At 65.2% G+C, this 20,186-nt stretch carries 21 protein-coding genes; 9 read left to right on the top strand and 12 right to left on the bottom strand.

Annotated elements, in window-relative coordinates; all coding sequences use genetic code 11:
• Positions 1 to 138: 138 nt before the first annotated feature.
• Positions 139 to 1,410 carry a phospholipid carrier-dependent glycosyltransferase gene (locus tag V6B15_RS03955; RefSeq protein ID WP_334200118.1) on the bottom strand — a complete coding sequence of 424 codons (1,272 nt, stop codon included), beginning with the start codon at positions 1,408 to 1,410 and terminating at the stop codon, positions 139 to 141.
• A gap of 43 nt (positions 1,411 to 1,453) precedes the next feature.
• Entirely contained in the window at positions 1,454 to 1,840 is a 387-nt protein-coding gene (locus V6B15_RS03960; RefSeq protein WP_334200119.1) for a hypothetical protein, read from the bottom strand.
• 75 nt (positions 1,841 to 1,915) lie between these two features.
• Here V6B15_RS03960 and V6B15_RS03965 point away from each other — a divergent pair, with 75 nt between their 5' ends.
• Entirely contained in the window at positions 1,916 to 2,455 is a 540-nt protein-coding gene (locus V6B15_RS03965) for a TetR/AcrR family transcriptional regulator (RefSeq protein WP_334200120.1), read from the top strand.
• 40 nt (positions 2,456 to 2,495) lie between these two features.
• Positions 2,496 to 3,701, top strand: coding sequence for a trans-sulfuration enzyme family protein (locus V6B15_RS03970; RefSeq protein ID WP_334200121.1), 1,206 nt, complete (start codon positions 2,496 to 2,498; stop codon positions 3,699 to 3,701).
• Here V6B15_RS03970 and V6B15_RS03975 read toward each other — a convergent pair.
• Together V6B15_RS03975 and V6B15_RS03980 are read right to left on the bottom strand one after the other, a co-directional pair.
• Complete coding sequence (locus V6B15_RS03975; protein WP_253515054.1) at positions 3,698 to 4,111, bottom strand: DUF6628 family protein; 414 nt, start codon at positions 4,109 to 4,111, stop codon at positions 3,698 to 3,700. The two genes, V6B15_RS03970 and V6B15_RS03975, sit on opposite strands and share 4 nt — an antisense overlap.
• Positions 4,112 to 4,254: 143 nt before the next feature.
• A complete protein-coding gene (locus V6B15_RS03980) occupies positions 4,255 to 4,569 on the bottom strand; it encodes an excalibur calcium-binding domain-containing protein (protein ID WP_334200122.1) in 315 nt (104 codons plus the stop codon).
• 53 nt (positions 4,570 to 4,622) lie between these two features.
• Between V6B15_RS03980 and V6B15_RS03985 the strand changes: the two genes are divergently transcribed.
• On the top strand, positions 4,623 to 5,234 hold the full coding sequence (locus V6B15_RS03985; RefSeq protein ID WP_334200123.1) for a 2-hydroxychromene-2-carboxylate isomerase: 612 nt from the start codon (positions 4,623 to 4,625) through the stop codon (positions 5,232 to 5,234).
• Positions 5,235 to 5,720: 486 nt separating this feature from the next.
• Positions 5,721 to 6,119 carry a Co2+/Mg2+ efflux protein ApaG gene (apaG, locus tag V6B15_RS03990; protein WP_253515177.1) on the top strand — a complete coding sequence of 133 codons (399 nt, stop codon included), beginning with the start codon at positions 5,721 to 5,723 and terminating at the stop codon, positions 6,117 to 6,119.
• Between the two features lie 10 nt (positions 6,120 to 6,129).
• On the opposite strand, the gene V6B15_RS03995 is transcribed toward apaG, so the two are convergent.
• The 3 genes from V6B15_RS03995 to V6B15_RS04005 form a co-directional block, all read right to left on the bottom strand.
• Complete coding sequence (locus tag V6B15_RS03995; RefSeq protein ID WP_334200124.1) at positions 6,130 to 6,738, bottom strand: DUF305 domain-containing protein; 609 nt, start codon at positions 6,736 to 6,738, stop codon at positions 6,130 to 6,132.
• A 61-nt stretch (positions 6,739 to 6,799) separates the two neighbouring features.
• On the bottom strand, positions 6,800 to 8,332 hold the full coding sequence (locus tag V6B15_RS04000) for a Ppx/GppA family phosphatase (protein WP_334200125.1): 1,533 nt from the start codon (positions 8,330 to 8,332) through the stop codon (positions 6,800 to 6,802).
• Entirely contained in the window at positions 8,329 to 10,494 is a 2,166-nt protein-coding gene (locus V6B15_RS04005; protein WP_334200126.1) for an RNA degradosome polyphosphate kinase, read from the bottom strand. The genes V6B15_RS04000 and V6B15_RS04005 overlap by 4 nt, the downstream gene beginning before the upstream one ends.
• A 132-nt stretch (positions 10,495 to 10,626) precedes the next feature.
• Between V6B15_RS04005 and V6B15_RS04010 the strand changes: the two genes are divergently transcribed.
• From V6B15_RS04010 to V6B15_RS04030, 5 genes are all read left to right on the top strand, one after another.
• Positions 10,627 to 11,424, top strand: a complete 798-nt coding sequence (locus V6B15_RS04010; RefSeq protein WP_253515060.1) for a LysR family transcriptional regulator — start codon at positions 10,627 to 10,629, stop codon at positions 11,422 to 11,424.
• 230 nt (positions 11,425 to 11,654) lie between these two features.
• Positions 11,655 to 13,265: a TadE/TadG family type IV pilus assembly protein gene (locus V6B15_RS04015; protein WP_334200127.1), complete on the top strand. Its 1,611-nt coding sequence runs from the start codon at positions 11,655 to 11,657 to the stop codon at positions 13,263 to 13,265.
• Positions 13,262 to 13,885, top strand: coding sequence for a TadE/TadG family type IV pilus assembly protein (locus V6B15_RS04020; RefSeq protein ID WP_320179910.1), 624 nt, complete (start codon positions 13,262 to 13,264; stop codon positions 13,883 to 13,885). Before V6B15_RS04015 ends, V6B15_RS04020 begins: the two co-directional genes overlap by 4 nt.
• Positions 13,878 to 14,504, top strand: coding sequence for a TadE/TadG family type IV pilus assembly protein (locus V6B15_RS04025; RefSeq protein ID WP_320179911.1), 627 nt, complete (start codon positions 13,878 to 13,880; stop codon positions 14,502 to 14,504). Before V6B15_RS04020 ends, V6B15_RS04025 begins: the two co-directional genes overlap by 8 nt.
• Positions 14,505 to 14,544: 40 nt before the next feature.
• Positions 14,545 to 15,069, top strand: coding sequence for a GNAT family N-acetyltransferase (locus V6B15_RS04030; RefSeq protein WP_334200128.1), 525 nt, complete (start codon positions 14,545 to 14,547; stop codon positions 15,067 to 15,069).
• Here the strand turns inward: V6B15_RS04030 and V6B15_RS04035 are convergent, their stop codons facing one another.
• The 5 genes from V6B15_RS04035 to V6B15_RS04055 all read right to left on the bottom strand — a co-directional run bounded on the left by V6B15_RS04035 (position 15,070) and on the right by V6B15_RS04055 (position 19,367).
• Entirely contained in the window at positions 15,070 to 15,723 is a 654-nt protein-coding gene (locus V6B15_RS04035) for a GNAT family N-acetyltransferase (RefSeq protein ID WP_334200129.1), read from the bottom strand. It abuts the gene before it with no gap.
• 115 nt (positions 15,724 to 15,838) lie between these two features.
• Complete coding sequence (locus tag V6B15_RS04040; RefSeq protein ID WP_334200130.1) at positions 15,839 to 17,932, bottom strand: catalase; 2,094 nt, start codon at positions 17,930 to 17,932, stop codon at positions 15,839 to 15,841.
• A 97-nt stretch (positions 17,933 to 18,029) separates the two neighbouring features.
• Positions 18,030 to 18,344 (bottom strand): hypothetical protein, encoded by a 315-nt coding sequence (locus V6B15_RS04045; protein ID WP_334200131.1) that lies wholly within the window; start codon positions 18,342 to 18,344, stop codon positions 18,030 to 18,032.
• 53 nt (positions 18,345 to 18,397) lie between these two features.
• Complete coding sequence (locus V6B15_RS04050; RefSeq protein ID WP_253515070.1) at positions 18,398 to 18,559, bottom strand: hypothetical protein; 162 nt, start codon at positions 18,557 to 18,559, stop codon at positions 18,398 to 18,400.
• A 91-nt stretch (positions 18,560 to 18,650) separates the two neighbouring features.
• Positions 18,651 to 19,367, bottom strand: a complete 717-nt coding sequence (locus V6B15_RS04055; RefSeq protein WP_334200132.1) for a hypothetical protein — start codon at positions 19,365 to 19,367, stop codon at positions 18,651 to 18,653.
• Positions 19,368 to 20,186: the final 819 nt, after the last annotated feature.

The raw sequence follows: 20,186 nt of genomic DNA on the forward strand, positions 1-20,186 counted from the left end.
CGTCGAAGGCTTGCGGCACCAGCCCACTCCCCCACCCGGCCACCCACGGGATCATACTGACTGGGTGGCCGGGTGGGGGAGTGGGCTGGTGCCGCCGCAAGGGAAGCGCGGATGCGCTTCACGCACCCCACCAAAACCCTACCGCCAGCTTTCCAGCCAGGTCCACACCGCGAAGCTGTCAGGGCCCACCAGCGGCGCGCCGCTGATGATCGGGTAGAACCAGCCGAACACCAGCACGCTGCCGAGGAGCGGGGCCAGCGCGCTCTTGCGCCAGCCGTTCTGCCACAGCGCATCGCAGACCAGCGCCAGCGCGGCGAGCAGCGCCATGCTGGGCAGCGCATAGTGATAATAGAACTGCACCGGCTTGCTCGCCACGATCCAGAATCCCAGGCTCACCGCATAGACCAGCGCCACCGCCAGCGCGGTCCAGTGACGGCGCAGCACGCCGTGCCAGGCGCACCACGCCAGCGCGGGCAGGCCGAGCAGCATGGTCAGCGGATTGCCGATCAGCATGATCCCGCGCTGCACCCCCGCGACCGGTTCGTAGAGATACCAGATCGAGCGCGCGTTCAGCACCCATTGCTCCCAGGTCGACTGGTAGGGATGCGCCTTGAGCACCTGTTCCTGCTGCGACAGCATGAACTGGTGATGGAACACGAGCCCCTCCGAAATCGGGTGGACGCGGAAGAAGAAGCCGGGCGCGAAGCTCGCCGCATAGACCGCCAGCGGCACCGCGCCGAGCCAGAGCGCGGCCTCGACCAGCGTGATCCCGGGCACCGGCGCGCCGCGGCGGCTGAAGAACAGGCGGCGGCGTCCCGCCAGCGCGCGTGCGGCGAGAAAGCCCAGGCCCGGCAGCATCGCCACTGCCAGCGCGTTCCACTTGGCGCCCATCGCCAGCCCCAGCGCCATGCCTGCGAGCACCAGCCGCCAGCGGCCTTCCTCGGGCTGGCGGATCGCCGCGGCGAATTGCCAGGCGGCAACGCTGAGGAAGGCGAGGTAGAAGATGTCCAGCATCGCGATGCGCGCATGGATGAACAGGTGGAAGCCGGTCGCAAGCAGCAGGCCGTAAGCCAGCGCGGCGAAACGGCTCAGCGTGCCGAACCACAGCGCGCGCATTGCGGCGAACAGCGCCAGCGCGCCGAACAGCGTGGGCAGCAGCCGCCAGCCCACCGGATTGTCGCCGAACAGCGCGATCCCCAGCGCGATCAGCTCCTTGCCGACCAGCGGATGCTCGCGATTGGTGAACTCGCCCAGCATCAGCAGCTCGCGCGCGGCGGGCAGGTAGTGGACCTCGTCGAAATAGAGGTGCGGCACCGCGGTCAGATACGGCAGGCAGCCGAGCCAGAAGGCGAGCGCCAGCACGGCGCACCAGCGAAGCGGATCCTGGACCTGTTCGGGCGCGCGGCTCATCGACAAGCGGCTTAGGAAAGCCGCGCGCGCCCTTCAAGCGAGTTCAGGGAGTTGTGCGCCGTTCGAGCCAGAACAGCCGCGCGACCATGGCGAGCAGCCCGATACTGGCGGTGGCCGCGACGAACAGCAGCCAGGGTAACAGGTTCATCCCCGCCGCACGCGCTCGTGGAGCGATGAAGAAGGCCGCGATCCCGACAGCGAACAGCAGGTCCCACCACACCTGCACGCCCCAGAAGTTCTGCGTGTGGTTGGTCCAGACCTGTACTACGCCATCCTGCGCGATGGTAATGGCCGTAAAGGCGCCGAAACCGGCGCTCAGCGCGGCGGCCAAGGTAGCACTCCCGACCTTGGGCGAACCGGACAGAATGTAGGCCAGGACGGCGATGGCTGCGACCACCCCGCCCGCTGCGAGGAATTCGAAGGCATTCATGACGGCAAGCTCCCGAGTCGAATGTAGCAAGTGCTACACTTGTAGCGACCTGTAGCGATCGCTACAAGCCGGCAAATGTCGCCCGCCCGTCTGACCCGCGAAACCCTGTTGCCGCTACTGGCGGCCCATGTCCTTCAGAATGGTCTTGCCGATGCTTCGCTGCGCCCACTCGCCAAGGCGGCGGGGACCAGCGACCGGATGCTGATCTACCACTTCGGCACCAAGGACGCGCTGGTCGCGGCAGTGCTCGAATATCTAGCGGGCATGTTCGCAACCGCGCTCGGCACCGCGTTCCCCAAGGATCGCAGCACCTCGCGCCGTGCCTGCGCGCAAACGGTCTATGCGGTCACCGGAGAGTCCCAGTTCGCCCCCTTCTTCCGCGTGTGGTGGGACATTGTCGCGGGCTGTTCGGACGATAACGCCGCCTACCTCGATGCCGCAGGCAGGATCATGGACGTCCTCTTGGCCTGGGTGGTCGACCATTTGCCGGCCGACGATCCCGACCCCCAGGCGGGCGGGCGCGCGGTGCTGACCGTAATCGAAGGTGCGCAGATGCTGCGCGCGGTGGGCCGCGGCGATTTCGCCCAAGCGGCGCTTGCGGCGCTGGAAGGCTGAGCCGCTTGCCGCATCGCGCGCGCATGCTATCGCCCCTGTCATGAAGAAGACCACCGGCATGGACCGTTCGATCACCGCCAAATGGCGCCCCGCGACGCAGGCGGTGCGCGGCGGCACCTGGCGCAGCGAACATGGCGAGACCAGCGAAGCGCTGTTCCTCACCTCGGGCTATACCTATGACGACGCGCAGACCGTCGCCGACCGCTTTGCGGGCGAGGATGCGGGGATGACCTATTCGCGCCTCCAGAACCCGACCGTCGCCATGCTCGAGGAACGCATCGCGCTGATGGAAGGTGCCGAGGCATGCCGCGCGCAGGCCAGCGGGATGGCGGCGATGACCGCGGCCCTCTTGTGCCAGCTGTCGGCGGGCGACCATGTGGTCGGCGCGCGCGCGGCCTTTGGCTCGTGCCGTTGGTTGCTCGACCATTTGCTGCCGCGTTTCGGGATCGAGACCAGCGTGATCGACAGCGCCGACAACAATGCGTGGGAAGCCGCGATCCGGCCCAACACCAAGGTGTTCTTCTTCGAAACCCCCGCCAATCCCACGCTCGACATTGTCGATCTGGCGCATGTCTGCAGCGTCGCGAAGGCGCATGGCATCGTCACCGTGGTCGACAATGCCTTCGCCACCAGCGCGCTGCAACGGCCGCTCGATTTCGGGGCCGATGTGGTGGCCTATTCGGCGACCAAGCTGATGGACGGGCAGGGCCGCGTGCTCGCGGGCGCGGTGTGCGGCTCGCAGCAATGGGTGGACGATGTGCTGCTGCCCTTCCAGCGCAACACCGGCCCCAATTGTGCGCCGTTCAACGCCTGGGTGGTGCTCAAGGGGCTCGAAACGCTCGACATGCGTGCGCGCCGCCAGAGCGAAAATGCAGTCGCGCTGGGCAAGTTCATCGAACCGCGCGTGCCCAAGCTGCTTCATCCTGGGCTGCCCAGTCACCCGCGCCACGAACTGGCCCTCGAGCAGATGGTCGCCACCGGGCCGATCTTCGCGCTCGACGTGGGCGACCGCGCCACGGCCTTCGCGCTGCTCGACGCGCTCGAACTGGTCGATATCTCGAACAATATCGGCGATACGCGCAGCCTGATGTGCCACCCGGCGAGCACCACGCATGCGGGCATGACGCAGGAGGCGCGCGACGAGATGGGCGTGACCGAAGGCTTGCTGCGGATCAACGTCGGACTCGAGGACGTCGAGGACGTCAAGGAAGACCTCGACCGCGCGCTGGCCGCCGCGGGGCTCTAGCGCCGCCAGTCGTTGCGGGTCGCGAGCCGCTCCAGCTCGTCGCCCAGCGCATGCGCGGTGGTCATTGCGATGGCGCAGCCGGCATCGTCGGTCAGCACGCCGTGGACATCGAGCCCGCCGCCGCCGATCATCGCCATCAGCAGTCCTTCGTCGCGCGTCATCCCTGCCGCGCAGCACGGCGCGAGCAGGATCCTGCGCCGCGAGGTCCGCGCGAGATCCACCACCAGCGCGCGCGCCAGCACCAGCAGGCGGCGGAACTCGGTCCCCCCGGCATCGAGCGCGAGCATGGTCGCGCGCGCATCGTGCAGGCCGTGCCCGGCCAGCCTGCGGACAAGCACCAGCGCGAGCGTCTGGTGCCGCCGCGCGGGAAGGGGGAGGTCGAGTGCGGTCGAATCGTGCGAATGGGCCATGCCGTCTCCTTTGCAGACCCGCATCGTATGCTAATGCAAATCATTCGCAACCCTGAATGGATCGGTCTGTCCCCGTTTTCCGCGAAGTCGGCCGAAGGATCGCCGGCGGCAGCGGCGGGGGAGCGGCAGGAAACGCCGGGCCGCTAGCGCCCGCGATAGGGTTCGCAGGCCACCCCGTCATTGTCGCGGTCCAGCGCGGGCCGGTAACCGGGCTGCCCGCGATAGATCGGCGCTGCGCCCGCCTGCCGCGCGGCGGTGCAATTGGGAAAATAGACCCCGCCCTGCAGCTGCGCGGTCGGGGCCGGCTGCGTGGTGCGCCGATTGCGATGGCAGTGATACTCGCCCGTCTTGCGGTTGTTGTGGCAGCCCTCGGCATTGAGACCCCCGGGATGCGCAAGCGCCGGCAGCGGCGGGCTGGCAAGCAGCGCCAACGGGAGAAGCAGGGCGAAGCGTTTCATTCTCGCATCCCTACCACCAAACGGTTACCGCAGGGAAAAGGGAGAGGCCTCGCATGACCAAGACGCTGGAATATATTTTCGATCTCGCCGCGCCGAACGGCTATCTCGCATGGTATCCGCTCAAGCAGATCATCGCGCGCACCGGGGCGCAGCTGGTGGTGACGCCGGTGTTCCTCGGCGGGATGCACAAGCTCACCGGCAATGCCCCGCCGATGATGCGTGACGCCGATGTAAAGGGCAAGGTTCCCTATGCCGCGCTGGAATTCCAGCGCTTCCTCGACCGGCACGGCATGGACCAGTTCCGCATGCATCCCGCGCTGCCGTTCAATTCGATCCTGCTCCAGCGCGTGCTGGTGGCGGCATCGGACGAGGCCGAACGCCAGGCGCTGGTCGAGGCGCTGCTGCCCGCCGTGTGGGAGCGCAATATCGATTGCGGCGATGCCGAAGTGGTCGGGGCCGAACTGGCGGCAGCCGGGTTCGACGCCAAGCGCCTGCTCACTGCGACGCAGGATCCGGGCGTCAAAGCGAAGCTGGCGGACAATACCGAAGCCGCGGTCGCCCGCGGCGCCTTCGGCATCCCGACCTTCTTCGTCGATGGGGAAATGTGGTTCGGCAAGGAACGCCTCGACCAGATCGAGGCCTATCTTGGCGGCGGCAGGCCCTAGATCGAGAGGTAGAGCATCGCCGGAAGCGGCGAACACAGCACCATCGCCGCCAGCGAATCGCCACCCTGATCGCGCACGAGGCGCCTGATGAATGCGAACAGCATATTCCGACTCCCCCCGTCGTGATCCAATCCGTCGGCCGCGCGCCCCGAATGACTTCGGCAATGAATAGGTGCGACCCGTTTGTGCCTTGTGCAGCACAGCTCTTGGGAAAATCTCACCAGTCCCGGTAAACCGAAATTAACCCGGTCCGGGCCCGCCAGTCGCAATACCCGCCGCACCGGTGGAACTGGTGTTCGACGAGGAAGGGCATTCTTTCGACGAGCCCGAAAACGAGCAGCGATGGCTCGATCAGCTCACTGCTTTCCTGGCCAAGCATAACCCCGCCGACTGAGCCCGGTCGCGCATTGGTCGTAAACCGGGGCATGGGAAAATTTCGTGCGTTTCCTTGCGCGGGGCGTTGGGGACGCTAGATTGTCCCCCGTGATCAAAGAACTTTTCCAGCATGCCGCCATGACCGACGGGATTACCGTCCGGGTCGCGGTGAACTTCCTGCCCGAGCAATCGCGCCCGGAAGCGGGCAAGTGGTTCTGGGTCTATCACATCCGCATCGAAAACGGTTCGCACGAGCGCGTCCAGCTGATGACGCGCCACTGGCGGATCACCGATGGCGCGGGCATGGTCAGCCATGTCGATGGCGATGGCGTGGTCGGCGAACAGCCGGTGCTGATGCCCGGCCAGAGCCATGATTATGTCTCGGGCTGTCCGCTCGATACGCCGCACGGGTCGATGGAAGGCTTCTACACCTTCCATGCCGAAGACGGCTCGCCGATCGAAGTGCGTATCCCCTTCTTCCCGCTCGCGGCACCGGCCACGGCGAACTGACCCGTCCGGGTTAGCCGCCCGGGTCGAGTTCTTCTTCCATTTCCGCAGTAACCGGGCGTTCGAGCGAAGCCTTCGCCTCGGCCTCCAGCTTGGGCGTCAGCGCCGCTGTGCGCGGGGGAAGGGCAGTGCCGTCACCCAGCTCGCCATTGGCTTCGATATCCGCCAGCAGCAGCTTCATCTCGGCAATTTCCTTGACCTGCGCCTCGATGATCTCATCGGCGAGCGCGCGCACCCGCGGGTCGCTGATTTCAGCGCGTTCGCTGGTGAGGATCGCAATCGAGTGGTGCGGGATCATGGCCTTCATCCAGGCCTCGTCCTCGACCGTCTGCTGGCTGCGGACAAGGAACAGGAACAGGACGAAACCCGCGCCCGCCAGCCCCATGACGACAAGCTTGGCGGCAAGGCTCTTGTACATGCCCCACATGAAGCCGAGCATGATGATAACCATCGCCATGCCCATCATCAGCGCCATCCACATGCGGGTCTGGCTGAAGAAGGCGTGATCCGCTTCCCACAGTGCAGAGTATTTGAGCACGAACATGGTCACGATCGACGTCGCGATCATGGCGAAGAAGGTGGGCCATTGGCCGTGATGGCCGCCGCTGTGTTCACTATCCATCGGTTTTCCCCTTTGTTCCCAGGGCCAACGGGCGAGCGACGGGCGTCGTTCCGAGCTGCGGCTAGTCGTCTTCCTGATCTTCGCCGGCGCCGGAAAAGTTGAAGCTGCCGATCTTGATCTTGGCCTTGAGGCCGAGCCATTGGGCCAAATTGTCGAAATCCTGCGTCGCGGGATAATTGGCCAGCGCGGCGCGGCTTTCGTCGAGCCGCAGGATCAGGCTCTTCTTCTTGCGGCGCAGTGCGCTGGTGGTGAGCGAGACGCGGCTGCCCCCGCCAAGCCGCCGGGCCAGGCGGAAACCCAGCCCCCAGGTCACGCCTTCGTGCAGATCGTCATCGCTGGCGAGCACGCGCAGCTTGTCGGGCAATTCGGTGCGGCCAAGACTGCCGAACAGCGCGGCGCAGATCATGGCGCGGCCGCGCGCGTCGAGATCGATCCAGCGTTTGCCCAGCGCCCATTCGGCCGCATGGCTCTCGCGCAGATTGGGTTCGACCCGGTGAAGCGCGCCCGACAATTGCGCCGCGGCGAGCCGGAGGCGTTCGTTGAGCTTGCCATCGCCTTCGCTCAGATCGACCGTCCATGCCGCCAGCAGCGTCGCCTCGGTGATCGAGGAATCGCGCGGCGCGGCATAGGCGGTCACTCCGGCGAGCAGCGGATCGGCCTTCATCTGCGCAGGCTCGAGCCGGCTGTAGAGCAGGCCCTCGCGGATGCCCCATGACGAGAACACCAGTTCGTCGGGCTCGATCCGGTCGAGCAGCGGGCGCAGCAGCGCCGCGGCGTCGGGCAGGTAATGCGCGCGCATCGGGCTGATCCCGCTGATTTCGCGCAATTCCTCCGGATCGGCCGCGATCAGTTCGCGGGCCAGCCGCCGCGCATCGTCGGGCAGCAGCGTGAAGCCGTGCGGATCGGTCAGCGGAAAATCGAAATAGCGCATCGCATAGGCCGCCAGCGCGCGCCAGGTGCCGCCGATCATATACATCGGGCCGGGATGCTTGGCGGCCCAGCCGACCGCGGCGAGCTGTTCGTGCACCGCAGCCTCGAAGGCGTCGGCGCCGTCGCTGCGCAGCGCGGGCAGGCGCAGCGTGCCCAGCTGCAGGCTGGCCGCCTCGTGACAGGCATTGTCCGCGACCGAGACCAGTTCGAGGCTGCCCCCGCCAAGATCGGCAACCACGCCGCGGGCGCCGGGGAAGGCGCCCAGCGCGCCCATCGCCGAAGCGGTGGCTTCCTGCTCGCCCGTCAGCAGCCGCGGTTCCAGCCCGAGCGCGGCGACCTGCTCGAGGAATTGCGCCCCGTTCTTGGCGTCGCGCGCGGCGGCGGTGGCGACCGTCTGGACGTCTTCGATGCCGAGATCGCCGATGATCAGCGCATAGCGCGCGAGCGCGGCGAGCGCTTCGTCTGCGGCCTCATCGGGGATGCGCCCGGTCTCGGACAAATCGCGCCCGAGCCGCGCGGCGACCTTCTCGTTCCACACCACTTCGGGCGCGCGCGCGGTGCCTTCGTAGATCACCATGCGCACGGTGTTGGAGCCGATGTCGATGACCGCGCGCGGGGGCTGCATCAGCCGCCGCTGCCACTTGGCCGAACGCGATCCGCTCACTGCGAGGACCCCCGCAGCGTCAGGCGTGGGACTTCATGGTCGGCAAGCGCGGCACCGCGCCCGGATAGCGATGGATTGGCCATGAAATACTGGTGGCAGTTGAAGCCGCCTTCCTCCTGTCGCAAGCGATGATACTGGCCGTCGGGACCGAGCTGCCAGCTTTGTTCGGTGTCGAGAATATTGGCGAGCATGACCTGGCCCAGGACCTGGTCGTGCACGGTCTTGTTGGTAATCGGGACCATCACCTCGACGCGGCGCATCAGATTGCGGCTCATCGCGTCGGCGCTGGTCAGATAGACCTTCGCCTGCCGGCTGGGCAGCGCCTTGCCATTGGCAAAGGCCCAGACGCGCGAATGTTCGAGGAAGCGGCCGATCACCGATTTGACGCGGATGTTCTCCGACACACCCGGCAGGCCCGCGCGCAAGCTGCAGATACCGCGCACCACCATGTGGATTTCCACGCCCGCCTGGCTGGCTTCGTAAAGCTTGTCGATCATCGGCTTGTAGGTGATCGAATTGAGCTTCACCCAGATGCCCGCGGGCTTGCCCGCATGCGCATTGGCGATCTCGGCATCGATCAGCTGGTACAGCGTGTCCTGCAATCCGATCGGCGACAGCGCGATGCGTTCGAGGTCGTCGGGCTGGATATAGCCGGTGATGAAATTGAACATCTTGGCCGCATCGCGCCCCAGCGCGGGGTCGGCGGTGAAGAAGCTGAGGTCGGTGTAGATCTTGGCGTTGATCGGGTGGTAATTGCCCGTCCCGAAGTGGCAATAGGTGCGGTAGCCATCCTCTTCGCGGCGCACCACCAGGCTGACCTTGGCGTGCGTCTTCCACTCGGTGAAGCCGTAGATCACCTGCACCCCGGCGCGTTCGAGTTCGCTCGCCCAGTGGATATTGCGCTCCTCGTCGAAGCGCGCCTTCAATTCGACCACCGCGGTCACTGCCTTGCCCGCCAGCGCCGCCTCGATCAGCGCGGCGATCACTGGCGACTGGTCGCCCGCGCGGTAGAGCGTCTGCTTGATCGACACCACCGCCGGGTCGCGCGCGGCCTGGCGCAGGAAATCGACCACCACGTCGAAGCTTTCGAACGGGTGGTGGATGACGATGTCCTTCTCGCGGATGGCGGCGAAGCAATCTCCGTCATGCTCGAGGATGCGCTCGGGGTAGCGCGGGCTGAAGGGTTCGAACTTGAGGTCGGGGCGCGGCTCGTTGCAGATGACCGCAAGATCGGCGAGGCCGAGCATGCCGTCGCTCTTGACGATCATCGCCTCCTCGACCTCGAGCTGTTCGCGCAGCAGCGCTTCGGCGGTCTCGTCGCAATCCTCGTCGAGCTCGAGCAGCACGGTGCGCCCGCGCCGCCGCCGCTGGATCGCGGTGCGGAAATACCGCACGAGGTCCTCGGCCTCTTCCTCGACCTCGATATCGCTGTCGCGGATGACGCGGAACACGCCGTCGCCCAGCACCTTGAAGCCGGGGAACAACTGGCCCGCAAAGCGCGTGACCAATTGCTCGATTGCGACATAGATCGCCTTTTCGCCCGGCACGCGCACGAAACGCGGCGCGCCGCTGGGGATCAGCACCATCTCGATCAGATCCGCCTTGCGCCGCCCGCGCTTGAGCCGGAAGATCACTCCGATCCCCTTATTGGCGACGAAGGGGAAGGGGTGGCTGGGATCGATCGCCTGCGGCGTGATCAGCGGGAGGATGTCGCTTTCGAAATATTCGCCCAGCCATGTCAGCTGGTCCTGCGCCAGCCGGTCGATCGGCGCGAGCATGATGCCTTCTTCGAACAACAGCGTGCGCAGCGTTTCGAGGCTTTTCTGCTGGCGGTCTTCGAGCGTGAGCAACTGGCCGCGAATCGCTTCCAATTGCTGGCGCGGGCTGGCCCCGTCGATCGCCTGCGTCTCGATCCCGCGCTGGACCTGCCCCTCCAGCCCGGCGATGCGGACCATCGTGAATTCGTCGAGATTGCTCGCCGAAATCGACAGGAACCGCAGCCGTTCGAGCAGCGGATACCGCTCGTTCTCGCTTTCCGCGAGCACGCGGCGGTTGAACGACAGCCAGCTCAGCTCGCGATTGGTATAGCGGTCCCGGGGCGCGGGGGGCGCCGTGATGCCCGCGTCATTGGCCGGGATGGTGCGGGATGCTTCGACAGTCATGCTGGTGTGGCTTGGGCCATGATCCTCATGTGTGACGCTTGGGTTACAAACTGTCCTATCGTCTCGCTAAAGGAAAGGGATGACCGCTGCATCTTGTTTCCTGAGTGTGCCGCATTTAAGTCGCAATGCACCATGAAGCGTACTCACCTGCCTCTCAACGCCCTGCGCGTTTACGATGCCGCCGCGCGGCATCTGTCCTTCACCCGCGCTGCGGACGAGCTGGCAGTGACGCCCGCCGCCGTGGGCCAGCAGATCCGCGCGCTCGAGGATCACCTCGGCACCGTGCTGTTCCGCCGCACCAGCAAGGGGCTGGAGCTGACGCAGGAAGGCGCCGCGGGCCTCGATGCGCTGCGCGAGGGTTTCCTCAAGTTCGAGGAAAGCGTGTCCGCAATGCAGGCGGGCCAGGCGCTCGACAGCTATACCATCGCCTGTCCGCGCGAATTCTACGCGCAATGGCTGGCGCCGCGGCTGGCGCGGTTCGGCGAGAAGAACCCCGAAATCCGCTTTACCTTCGTCGCCGACGAACATGCCGATTTCACCGAGGCGAACCTCGATTGCGCGATCCGGCTGGTCGACGGCCCGGGCGAGTTGCAGGGGATCGAGCTCGACGAGGCGCGCCGCGTCACCGTGGCTCGCCCCGAAAGCCACGGCGGGGCTCCCGACAAGTGGATCGACTGGGGCCTGCCGCTGCAGGACGGCGTGGCGGCGCATGTCACCGTGTCCAACGCCGGCCAGGCGCTGTCCTCGACGCTGGCGGGGCTGGGCAAGGCGATCCTGCCCGAACTGCTGGCGAAGGATTCGATCGATGCGGGCCTGCTCGAGGTGCTCGACGGCCCGCATACCGGGCGGCGCGCGTACTGGCTGGTCGCACCGACCCCGCAATGGCGGACGAAAAAGGTAAGAGCGCTTGTTGCGTTTCTTTCCGAATAATAACTCGCGCCAAACTATAAATAGATCAACCCGAAAAGAATGCGACTATGATTAGTTGAGTCGCTTACTCTGGTTTTGGTCTTTTTCTTGAAATTGATCTATTTATTCCACGGGTCATCGAGCCCGGTTTCCTCACATGCTATACAAATTTTTGCCTTTTGTTAACCATGGTGAAAAAGCCGTTCTTAACGGTGCGCTGGCTACCTGCTGTCCCACAGGGGGCTACCTATATGATCTGTATGCTGCGCAATCTCTGGAACGACACGAAGGGCAATACCCTGGCGATCTTCGCTGCGGCATTGATCCCGCTGGTCGTCGTCATCGGGAGCAGTCTCGATCTCAGCTTCGCCTATATGGCCAAGGCCAAACTGCAGAACGCCTGCGACGCCGCGGCGCTGGCCGGCCGCCAGTCGATGGACGGCAATCGCTGGACTACCGCCAATGAAGACGAGGCGAAGAAGTTCTTCCAGTTCAATTTCCCCGAAGGCACACTGGGTGCGCAAGACCTCAATTTCGAGATCGACACCGATCCCAACGACAATGCGCAGATCATCGGCGTCGCCAACGCGGTCATTCCGACCTCGCTGATGCATATCTTCGGGTACGACACCGTGCCGATCCAGGCCAATTGCGACGCCAAGCGCGACCTTGGCCATAACGACGTGATGCTGGTGCTCGATACGACCGGCTCGATGGGCAACCGGCCGTCCACCGGCGGCAGCCTCGACAAGATCGATCTCCTGCGCAACGGCACGACAGGTCTGTACCGCGCACTCGACGACAGCGGCAACGGATCGATCACCCGTTTCGGTATCGTGTCCTATTCGCATACGGTGAATGTCGCGCGCAGTTTGCGAAATATGGATATCCTGGAGGAGCAGGAACATTTCGAACGGGTTTACAAGCAACGGGTCTGCTACGACGTAAAGGTCAATGGCAACTGGCGGGACGACTATTGCACCGTCAACACCTACGATGACCGCGATGACATCAGGAGTACGGGTTGGCGGTATCCGTCCAACAACCGGCGGAACTATACTTACAATGCATCCACCGAGTATGAATATCGCACTGTCGACATCGAAGATTCGCAGTGGGGCAGAGGGTATCGGACTACCGAACAGAACCTGACGGCCTTCCGGACCAGCGGCGACGGCTGTATCGAAGAACGGTCCAGCATCGGCCAAACCGTAAGCCCGGTCACGCTGCTCAAGACTGTCAGCCAGAATGATATCGATGCGGTCGCGGCCAACAGCAGCGACACGACCTATCAGTGGGGACGCTACGATCCCGACAGCCAGGAAGGCGAGTCGCAGAGCGGCTGTCCGTCGGAGGCGCAAAAGCTCAAGGTCTACAATAGCGAAACCGCATTCGACAACGCGATCGACGCTGCCACGGCGAATGTGACCGGCGGTACCTATCACGATATCGGCATGCTGTGGGGCGCGCGCTTCCTCTCGCCGACCGGGATGTTTGCTGCCGAAAACCCGACCAAGCACGGCCTTGTCCCGGTGAACCGTCATATCGTCTTCATGACCGACGGCGAACTCGACACCGGCGATACGCTGTACTCGGCCATGGGCATCACCAGGTATCACGAGCGGATCAGCGGGTCGGGTACGCAGGAAGAGAAACATGTCAGCCGGTTCCACTCGATCTGCAACCGGGTGAAGGCGACCGGCACCACCATCTGGGTGATCGCGCTCGACGAGAACGACACCGATGATATCGCGATCTGCGCCACCAGTGCTGCCCATTTCTACACGTCCGACGGTTCCGATCTGGAGCAGATCTTCGAGACGATCGGACGCGGCATCGGCAATCTGAGGCTCACCCGGTGAGCGGGCTGCGTACCAGCCTGCACCAGCTGCGCGATGACGAGCGCGGTGCGACGATCGTCGAATTCGCATTCGTCGTCGGCCCCATGCTGCTGTTGCTGATGGGCGGGCTCGAACTGGGCTACAACAGCTATGTCCGGTCGACCATGCAGGGCGCGCTCAATGATGCGGCGCGGACCGCGGCGGTGGAATTCCCGATCATCAACGTGCCTGGCAGCACGGTCGAGGAGCAGGTCGAAAACCTGATCGAGGAAACGGTCAAGCATGTCGCACCCAATGCGTCGATCGAGGTGACGCAGAAAAGCTATTTCGAATTCTCCGCCATCGGCAATCCGGAGAAACTGATGACCGACAACAACGGCAACGGGCAATTCGACGCCGACGATAACGATTGCTGGGAAGACGCCAACGGTAATGGCAGCTACGATACCGACGCGGGCAAAACCGGCAATGGCGGCGCGGACGACGTCGTGCTTTACAGCGCGTCGATCAGCACTCCGCGGATCCTGCCGCTGCAGAACTTCCTGCCCGGCGTCGGCCCGACCATGGAGTACACGCTCCAGACCGCGGTCCGTAACCAGCCCTATGACAAGCAGGCAACCGCGGCGGTGATTTGTGCTTGAGTCGCTACGCACCCTCGCCCGCGACACGCGCGGTCTGGCGCTGACCGAGTTCGCCTTCGCGGCGCCGATCTTTCTCATGCTGGTGCTGACCGGGCTCGAACTGTCGAATCTTGCGCTGTCGCATTTGCGGGTCAGCCAGATGGCGATGACGGTGGCCGACAATGCCGGGCGTGTGACCTCGGGTATCGATGAAGCCAATATCTACGAGGTCTTCACCGGCGCGGACTATGCCTCGAGCGGGCTCGATTTCGAACCCAACGGGCGCATGGTGCTCTCCAGCCTCGAGCACAATGGCCGCTCGGGTTCGGACGAGGGACAGACGATCGTCTGGCAGCGCTGCTGGGGCGACGATACGTCGGTAACCCCGAGCTATGGCGAACAAGGCGACGGCAAGGACGACGACAGCCTCGAAGACGGTCTGGGCACGGGCAGCGACAAGATTACCGCGCTCGAAGATACCGCAGTCATGTTCGTCGAAGTGACCTACGACTACCAGCCGCTGGTCTCGACCGGGTTTTTCGATCCGCCGACCATCCGCTACGAAAGCGCGTTCAACGTGCGTGGGCGGCAAAACAATGAAATCAGCAACACGCAGAACCTGACCCGGCTGACCTGCTGAGGCGCTTGCCTCGCGCCCGCTGCGCGCTAGACCTGCGCCGATGACCGCGGTTCCCGAACTTCACACCCCGCGCTTCACGCTGCGCCCGCTGCGCCGTTCGGACGCCGCCGCGCTGCTGCCCACGCTGGGCGATCCCGCGCAGTGCCGCTTCCTCACGCGCCCCGCCTTTGCCGAAGAGGCCGAGCTGTGGGGCTGGCTCGCCGATCCCGCATGGGACGGGCGCAGCTGGATCGCACAGGATGCCCAAGGCACGGTCGCGGGGCGCTTCGTCGCAGTGCCGGGGCACGAGGAGCGCGTGGTCGAGATCGGCTACATCACCTGCGCCGCCTGGCAAGGACAGGGCGTCGCGCGCGAATGCATGGCGGCGCTGGTCGCGCAGCTCTTCGCCGAGGGCGCGCGCAAGCTCACCGCCGAGATCGATGCCGAAAACCACGCCTCGCTGCGGCTGGCGGAGGCGCTGGGCTTCACCCGCGAGGCGCTGCTGCGCGCACACGAGACGACGCATGATGGGCTGCGCGACGTGTGCCTCTACGGCCTGCTCGCCAGCGACCCGCGCCCCGCCTGATCAGCCGCCGCCCGCCGCTTCGCGCGCGTCGAAATGCGCGAAGATCGCGGCGAGCCCGCCGGGGCGGCTTTCCTCGCGTAGCCGTGCCAGCGCGGGCGCAACCTCCACCCGATATTCCGCCTGCGGTCCGTCCTGCGCGACATGCTGGCCGCCCAGCCGCTTGATGAAACTGCGCGCGGCCTCGTTTTCCGACAGCACATGCGCGCGAAACGCCTCGAGTTGGCCGCCTGCGGCATCGAGCAGCAGCGTCGCGGTCAGCAGCCGGCCGATCCCCAGACCGTGATAGGCATCGACCACGCCGACCGAAAATTCGGCCACCGCATCGCCCTCGTCGGGACGCATCGCGTGGACCACGCCCATCGCGGGATGGTCGGGATCGGACAGGTCGAGCGCGCCCCAGGCGAGGTGGAGCACGCCATCGGCATCGAGCAGGCGCTCGATCACCCAGTCGGGCGGGCTCGCGCCGCCGGAAAAGAACCGCAGATAGCGTGAGCGCGGGCTCATCCGCGCGATGCCGGCGCGCAGCCGGTCCTCGTCCTTGGGGGTGACCGTGCGGATGCAGATCGTGCGTCCGTCTTCGAGGCGCGTGTGGATCGACGTCTCGCCGCAGCTATGCGAGGCCAGATCCAAAGGGATATTCCCGCTTTCTGCCATTCATGACCTCCACCCGCACGGCGATCGCCGCATCGAAGGATAGCCTAGGCGTATTCGCGGGCCTGTGCCAGCGGGGAAGGGGCACCCGCCGCAGCGGATGCCCCCGATACCGGCATCAGTCCTGCTTGACGCTTTCCCGGTCCCAGAAGCGCAGCTTGCCGCAGGTCTCGATGAAGCTCGCCGCGGCGTCCTTGCCCGACGAGACATCGACGAAGCCGTCGTCGCGGCGGCTCCACACGCCTGCATTTTCGAACAGCGGCTGGACCGCGGGGACATAGGCCACGAACTTGGCATGCGCGAAGGCGTCGTTGACGAAGTCGATGCTCGGCTTGTCTTCGGCGTAGCGCTTGCCGCTGTCCTCGCCCATCACCACCGCGACCGCGTCATAGACCACCGAGGGGCCGCCATCGATCTTCTCGTCGGCTTCCATCATGTTGCCATCGGACAGCTTGGCGCCCGCGACATGCGGGGCGATGATTTCCGCCATCGCGCCGGCATCCTTGGCCGCCTGCTGCAGCGCCTTGACCACGCCCGCATCGGCGCCCTCGGCAATGTAGATACCCAGCTTGCGGCCCTTGAAGCTGTCGGGGCCGTTCTTGAGGATCGACAGCGCGGGGCTTTCGGGGAGGTCGGTGATCGGCTTGCGCGCGAAGGGCACCTTGTCGGGCAGTTCGGTCAGGCCGATGCCGTCGGCGACGTCCTGCGCCAGCCCTTCGTCGATATGCCGCAAATGGCCGACCATGCGCTTGCGGATATCCATCCGCTGCACTTTCGACAGCTCGAAGGTCAGCGCATTGCCCATGTGGGTCTGCTCGACCGGGGTCTGCGAGATATAGAACTGCCGCGCCTGGCTGTAGTGGTCGGCGAAGGTCGGGCTGCGCTCGCGCACCTTGGCGCCGCTGATCTCGGCCGGATACGACTGGAAGCCGCGTTCGGCCGAGGCCCGCGGACCGGGATCCACGTCTGCGCCATCGCCGCTGCCCCAGCTGTTGGGTTCGTAATTCACGCGGCCCTTGGGATTGTGCATCGCCATATGCCCGTCCTGCTGGAAATGCCGCACCGGGCATTTGGGCGCATTGATCGGCAGGTGCGTGAAGTTGGGCCCGCCGAGCCGCTTGAGCTGCGTATCGAGATAGCTGAAATTGCGGCCCTGCAGCAGCGGATCGTCCGAATGATCGATGCCGGGCACGATGTTCTGCGTGCAGAAGGCGACCTGCTCGGTCTCGGCGAAGAAATTGTCGACATTGGCGTCGAGCGTCAGCGTACCGATGATCTCGACCGGGACCTGTTCCTCGGGGATGATCTTGGTCGCGTCGAGCACGTCGAATTCGAACTGCTCGGCGAACTCCTCGTCGAACACCTGGATGCCCAGGTCCCACTGCGGATAGTCGCCCGCGTCGATCGCGTCCCACATGTCGCGGCGATGGAAGTCGGGGTCCATCCCGTTGACCTTGAGCGCCTCGTTCCAGACCACCGACTGCAGCCCGAGCGAGGGCTTCCAGTGGAACTTGACGAAATGCGCCTTGCCCTCGGCATTGACCAGCCGGAAGGTGTGCACGCCGAAGCCTTCCATGAAGCGGAAAGACCGCGGGATCGTGCGGTCGGACATGATCCACATGACCATGTTCATCGCTTCGGGGCTGAGCGAGATGAAGTCCCAGAAATTGTCATGCGCGGTCTGCGCCTGCGGGAAGCCGCGATCGGGCGCGGGCTTGGCGGCGTGGATCAGATCGGGGAACTTGATCGCGTCCTGGATGAAGAACACCGGGATATTGTTGCCGACGAGGTCCCAATTGCCCTCGCTGGTGTAGAACTTGGTCGCAAAGCCGCGCACGTCGCGCGCGAGGTCGGGCGAACCCTTGTTGCCCGCCACGGTGGAGAAGCGCGTGAAGGTCGGCACCTTTACGCCAACCTCGTTGAAGATCGCCGCGCGCGAATATTGCGGGATCGCCTTCTTCAGCTCGAAATGGCCGTGCACGCCATAGCCGCGCGCATGGACCACGCGCTCGGGGATCCGCTCGTGGTCGAAATGGAAGATCTTCTCGCGCGCGATTTGGTCTTCGAGCAGCTGCGGCCCGCGCGGACCCGCGCTCAGCCAGTTCTGGTCGTCGGCCACGGGGTGGCCCTGCGCGGTGGTCATCACGTGGTCGTCGTCTTGCGGCTTCTGGTGGTTTGCGCCGCCGTCGGAGAGGTCGAATAGGTCTGCCATGGGGTTCCTTCCGTCACATCGTCGGGGGAGGGGGGAGGGGGGGACGATACGGGAGATGAACCCGCGACCCGCGCAATCGTTGCAGAGCCCACAATAGTTATGTTGGGCGCTTCAGCCACGCCAGCGCCCCGCTCTCCATCCCCTTGAACTTGGGCCAGCCCGCGGGATCGTCGTCCAGCGGCGCGCAGGCGATCGCAGCGTCGCCGGGCAATTGCCACTTGATCCGGTGATAGAGCTTCGAGCGCGTCAGCGGCGAGCGGATCAGCCACAGCCCCTCAGCCAGCGGATGCCCGTCGCCATGCAGGTCGAGCGGCGCGTCGGGCGTGGCCGCGGGGTCGTGCCACACGAGGTAGAGCGTGGGCGCTGCGCCCTCGTCATCGGTCTCGTCGGTCTCGGTTTCGTCGGATATCATGCGGGCTCAACGCACGGACGGCGCCAAGGTTCGCGCCTCGCGCGCGGCCTGCCTCACAGCAGCGGCCCCAGCACCAGCGCGAGCAGCACGAAGCCGACCAGCCCGGCGATGAAGATCACGCGGTTGCGGCGCCGGGTGAGGATGATCTCCGCCCCGCGCGCCTTGTCGGCGTCGATATGGATGGGCTCGTCGGGGCGCTGCTGCGGGTCTGCCATGATGGTCTCCTTTACCCCTTCATTGCATGGGGCGGCGGGTTGGTTCCGAAAGCCGCCCCCGCGACCCATGACCGCGCCCCATGCCCGCCGGTCAGGCCCCCGCATCACCCTCCGCCGAGCCGCGCCCCGCGCGCACCGCGGCCATCGCCTGCGCGCCCACCTCGCGCAAGCGTTCGCGCTTGTCCGCCGCATTCATCGCTGCCAGCCCCTCCTCGTTCGCGCGCATATGTTCGAGCTTGGCGTTGAGCGAGGCGAGCACCTCCGCCTCGCCCGCGCCCGCCAGCGGCTCCTGCTCGGCCAGCACTTCGGCGCGGATGCTTTCATAGACCGGGTGGCCGGGCTTCAGATCATGCACGCCATAGCGATCGGGCAGCCGGTGGCGGAGCAGGAAGCGCAGCAGCGCATTGTCGGGCTTGTCCCAATGACCGAGGATCTCTCCGCCCGAGACGATCGGCGTGCGCGTGCCCAGCAGCGCGCGCTCCATCGCCATGTCCTCCAGCCGCGCCGCCCCGCGCTCGAGCGCCGCGTCCCAGGCACCGGCAAACCCCTCCGCCCCCGGCCGCGCGCGCAGCTTGTACAGCGCCTCGAGGCTTTTCCCGATCCGCTTGGCCGCCACCTTGACGATACCCGTCGCGGCGAGCGTGGCGACGAAGCGGCGCTGGAGCTCGGGCGTGATCGAATTGCGGCGCGGGGCCTTGTGGTGGAAGGGCGCAAAGGCGAGGAGGGGATCGTCAGCATCCGGTTCATCGCCGAGATGCGCGACGACGGAGGTGGCTTGGCGCGCGATTTTACGGTTGGGTTCGGTCATCTCTCACCCGTTACGGTGACCAGTGGCTTTTCATCAGTCATTGCGAGGAGCCGCAGGCGACGCGGCAATCCAGTGAAGGCGTTCCGTGCCGCTCTGGATTGCTTCGCTGCGCTCGCAATGACTGGGGGTGGAGGCAGAGCGCAATTTCTCGGTGGCGCGCAATCGGAGGGCATCGCGCTGTCGTGGCGCGTACCAAGACGCGAACACATTGCTGGTTTTGTGGGGCGAGGGTGGTCCATGACCGCGCACAGGATGCAAATTTCGGGCGAGTAGGAAAATGGTTTTTGGCAAATTCTCTGCGACCGCATCGGGATGGAATGCCGATCCTCGGGCAAAAAATTCGCTGACAGCGAATTTTGGTATTGCAGAACCCGGAGGATTGTCCTACATAGCGGGCGTGTGATTAGCGGAAAAAGTTTTCATACTCTGCTCCGAACGATTTGGGGCGTGGAAGTTTCGGCTTCTAATGTTTGTTCCGCTCAAGCGGTCGGCCCCTCGGGTCGGAGCGCGGAGGGGGAAGGCAGACGCGATAGCGAAAACTACTATCGCGTCTAGGTGTAAGATGCAGTTGCTGGGTCCGGCCTTTGATTGGCGAAAACCCCCAACAAGAGTGGTTCGTTCGGAACCGTTCAATGGGGCAATCAGAGGAGACCTAATATGGTTGAAATAAAGAACACACACCAGCAGCAGCGATCGCGTGATCGAGAGGTTAAACCCTCTTGTGAGCGTAGCGGGATTTTCAGGAAGCTGAAGAGACCGCAAACTCTGAGGCTTGCCTTCAAAGCAAGCCTTTGGGTTTTCCGCTTGGTGCGGCTGGCC

The sequence above is a fragment of the Qipengyuania sp. Mu-71 genome (assembly GCF_036867055.1).
Taxonomy (GTDB): Bacteria; Pseudomonadota; Alphaproteobacteria; order Sphingomonadales; family Sphingomonadaceae; genus Qipengyuania; species Qipengyuania profunda.

What these genes read in the sequence shown, in the direction of transcription:
- V6B15_RS03955 (WP_334200118.1), bottom strand. Translation starts at nt 1,410, where the DNA reads ATGAGCCGCGCGCCCGAACAGGTCCAGGATCCGCTTCGCTGGTGCGCC.
- V6B15_RS03960 (WP_334200119.1), bottom strand. Translation starts at nt 1,840, where the DNA reads ATGAATGCCTTCGAATTCCTCGCAGCGGGCGGGGTGGTCGCAGCCATC.
- V6B15_RS03965 (WP_334200120.1), top strand. Translation starts at nt 1,916, where the DNA reads ATGTCGCCCGCCCGTCTGACCCGCGAAACCCTGTTGCCGCTACTGGCG.
- V6B15_RS03970 (WP_334200121.1), top strand. Translation starts at nt 2,496, where the DNA reads ATGAAGAAGACCACCGGCATGGACCGTTCGATCACCGCCAAATGGCGC.
- V6B15_RS03975 (WP_253515054.1), bottom strand. Translation starts at nt 4,111, where the DNA reads ATGGCCCATTCGCACGATTCGACCGCACTCGACCTCCCCCTTCCCGCG.
- V6B15_RS03980 (WP_334200122.1), bottom strand. Translation starts at nt 4,569, where the DNA reads ATGAAACGCTTCGCCCTGCTTCTCCCGTTGGCGCTGCTTGCCAGCCCG.
- V6B15_RS03985 (WP_334200123.1), top strand. Translation starts at nt 4,623, where the DNA reads ATGACCAAGACGCTGGAATATATTTTCGATCTCGCCGCGCCGAACGGC.
- V6B15_RS03995 (WP_334200124.1), bottom strand. Translation starts at nt 6,738, where the DNA reads ATGGATAGTGAACACAGCGGCGGCCATCACGGCCAATGGCCCACCTTC.
- V6B15_RS04005 (WP_334200126.1), bottom strand. Translation starts at nt 10,494, where the DNA reads ATGACTGTCGAAGCATCCCGCACCATCCCGGCCAATGACGCGGGCATC.
- V6B15_RS04010 (WP_253515060.1), top strand. Translation starts at nt 10,627, where the DNA reads ATGAAGCGTACTCACCTGCCTCTCAACGCCCTGCGCGTTTACGATGCC.
- V6B15_RS04015 (WP_334200127.1), top strand. Translation starts at nt 11,655, where the DNA reads ATGATCTGTATGCTGCGCAATCTCTGGAACGACACGAAGGGCAATACC.
- V6B15_RS04030 (WP_334200128.1), top strand. Translation starts at nt 14,545, where the DNA reads ATGACCGCGGTTCCCGAACTTCACACCCCGCGCTTCACGCTGCGCCCG.
- V6B15_RS04035 (WP_334200129.1), bottom strand. Translation starts at nt 15,723, where the DNA reads ATGGCAGAAAGCGGGAATATCCCTTTGGATCTGGCCTCGCATAGCTGC.
- V6B15_RS04040 (WP_334200130.1), bottom strand. Translation starts at nt 17,932, where the DNA reads ATGGCAGACCTATTCGACCTCTCCGACGGCGGCGCAAACCACCAGAAG.
- V6B15_RS04045 (WP_334200131.1), bottom strand. Translation starts at nt 18,344, where the DNA reads ATGATATCCGACGAAACCGAGACCGACGAGACCGATGACGAGGGCGCA.
- V6B15_RS04050 (WP_253515070.1), bottom strand. Translation starts at nt 18,559, where the DNA reads ATGGCAGACCCGCAGCAGCGCCCCGACGAGCCCATCCATATCGACGCC.
- V6B15_RS04055 (WP_334200132.1), bottom strand. Translation starts at nt 19,367, where the DNA reads ATGACCGAACCCAACCGTAAAATCGCGCGCCAAGCCACCTCCGTCGTC.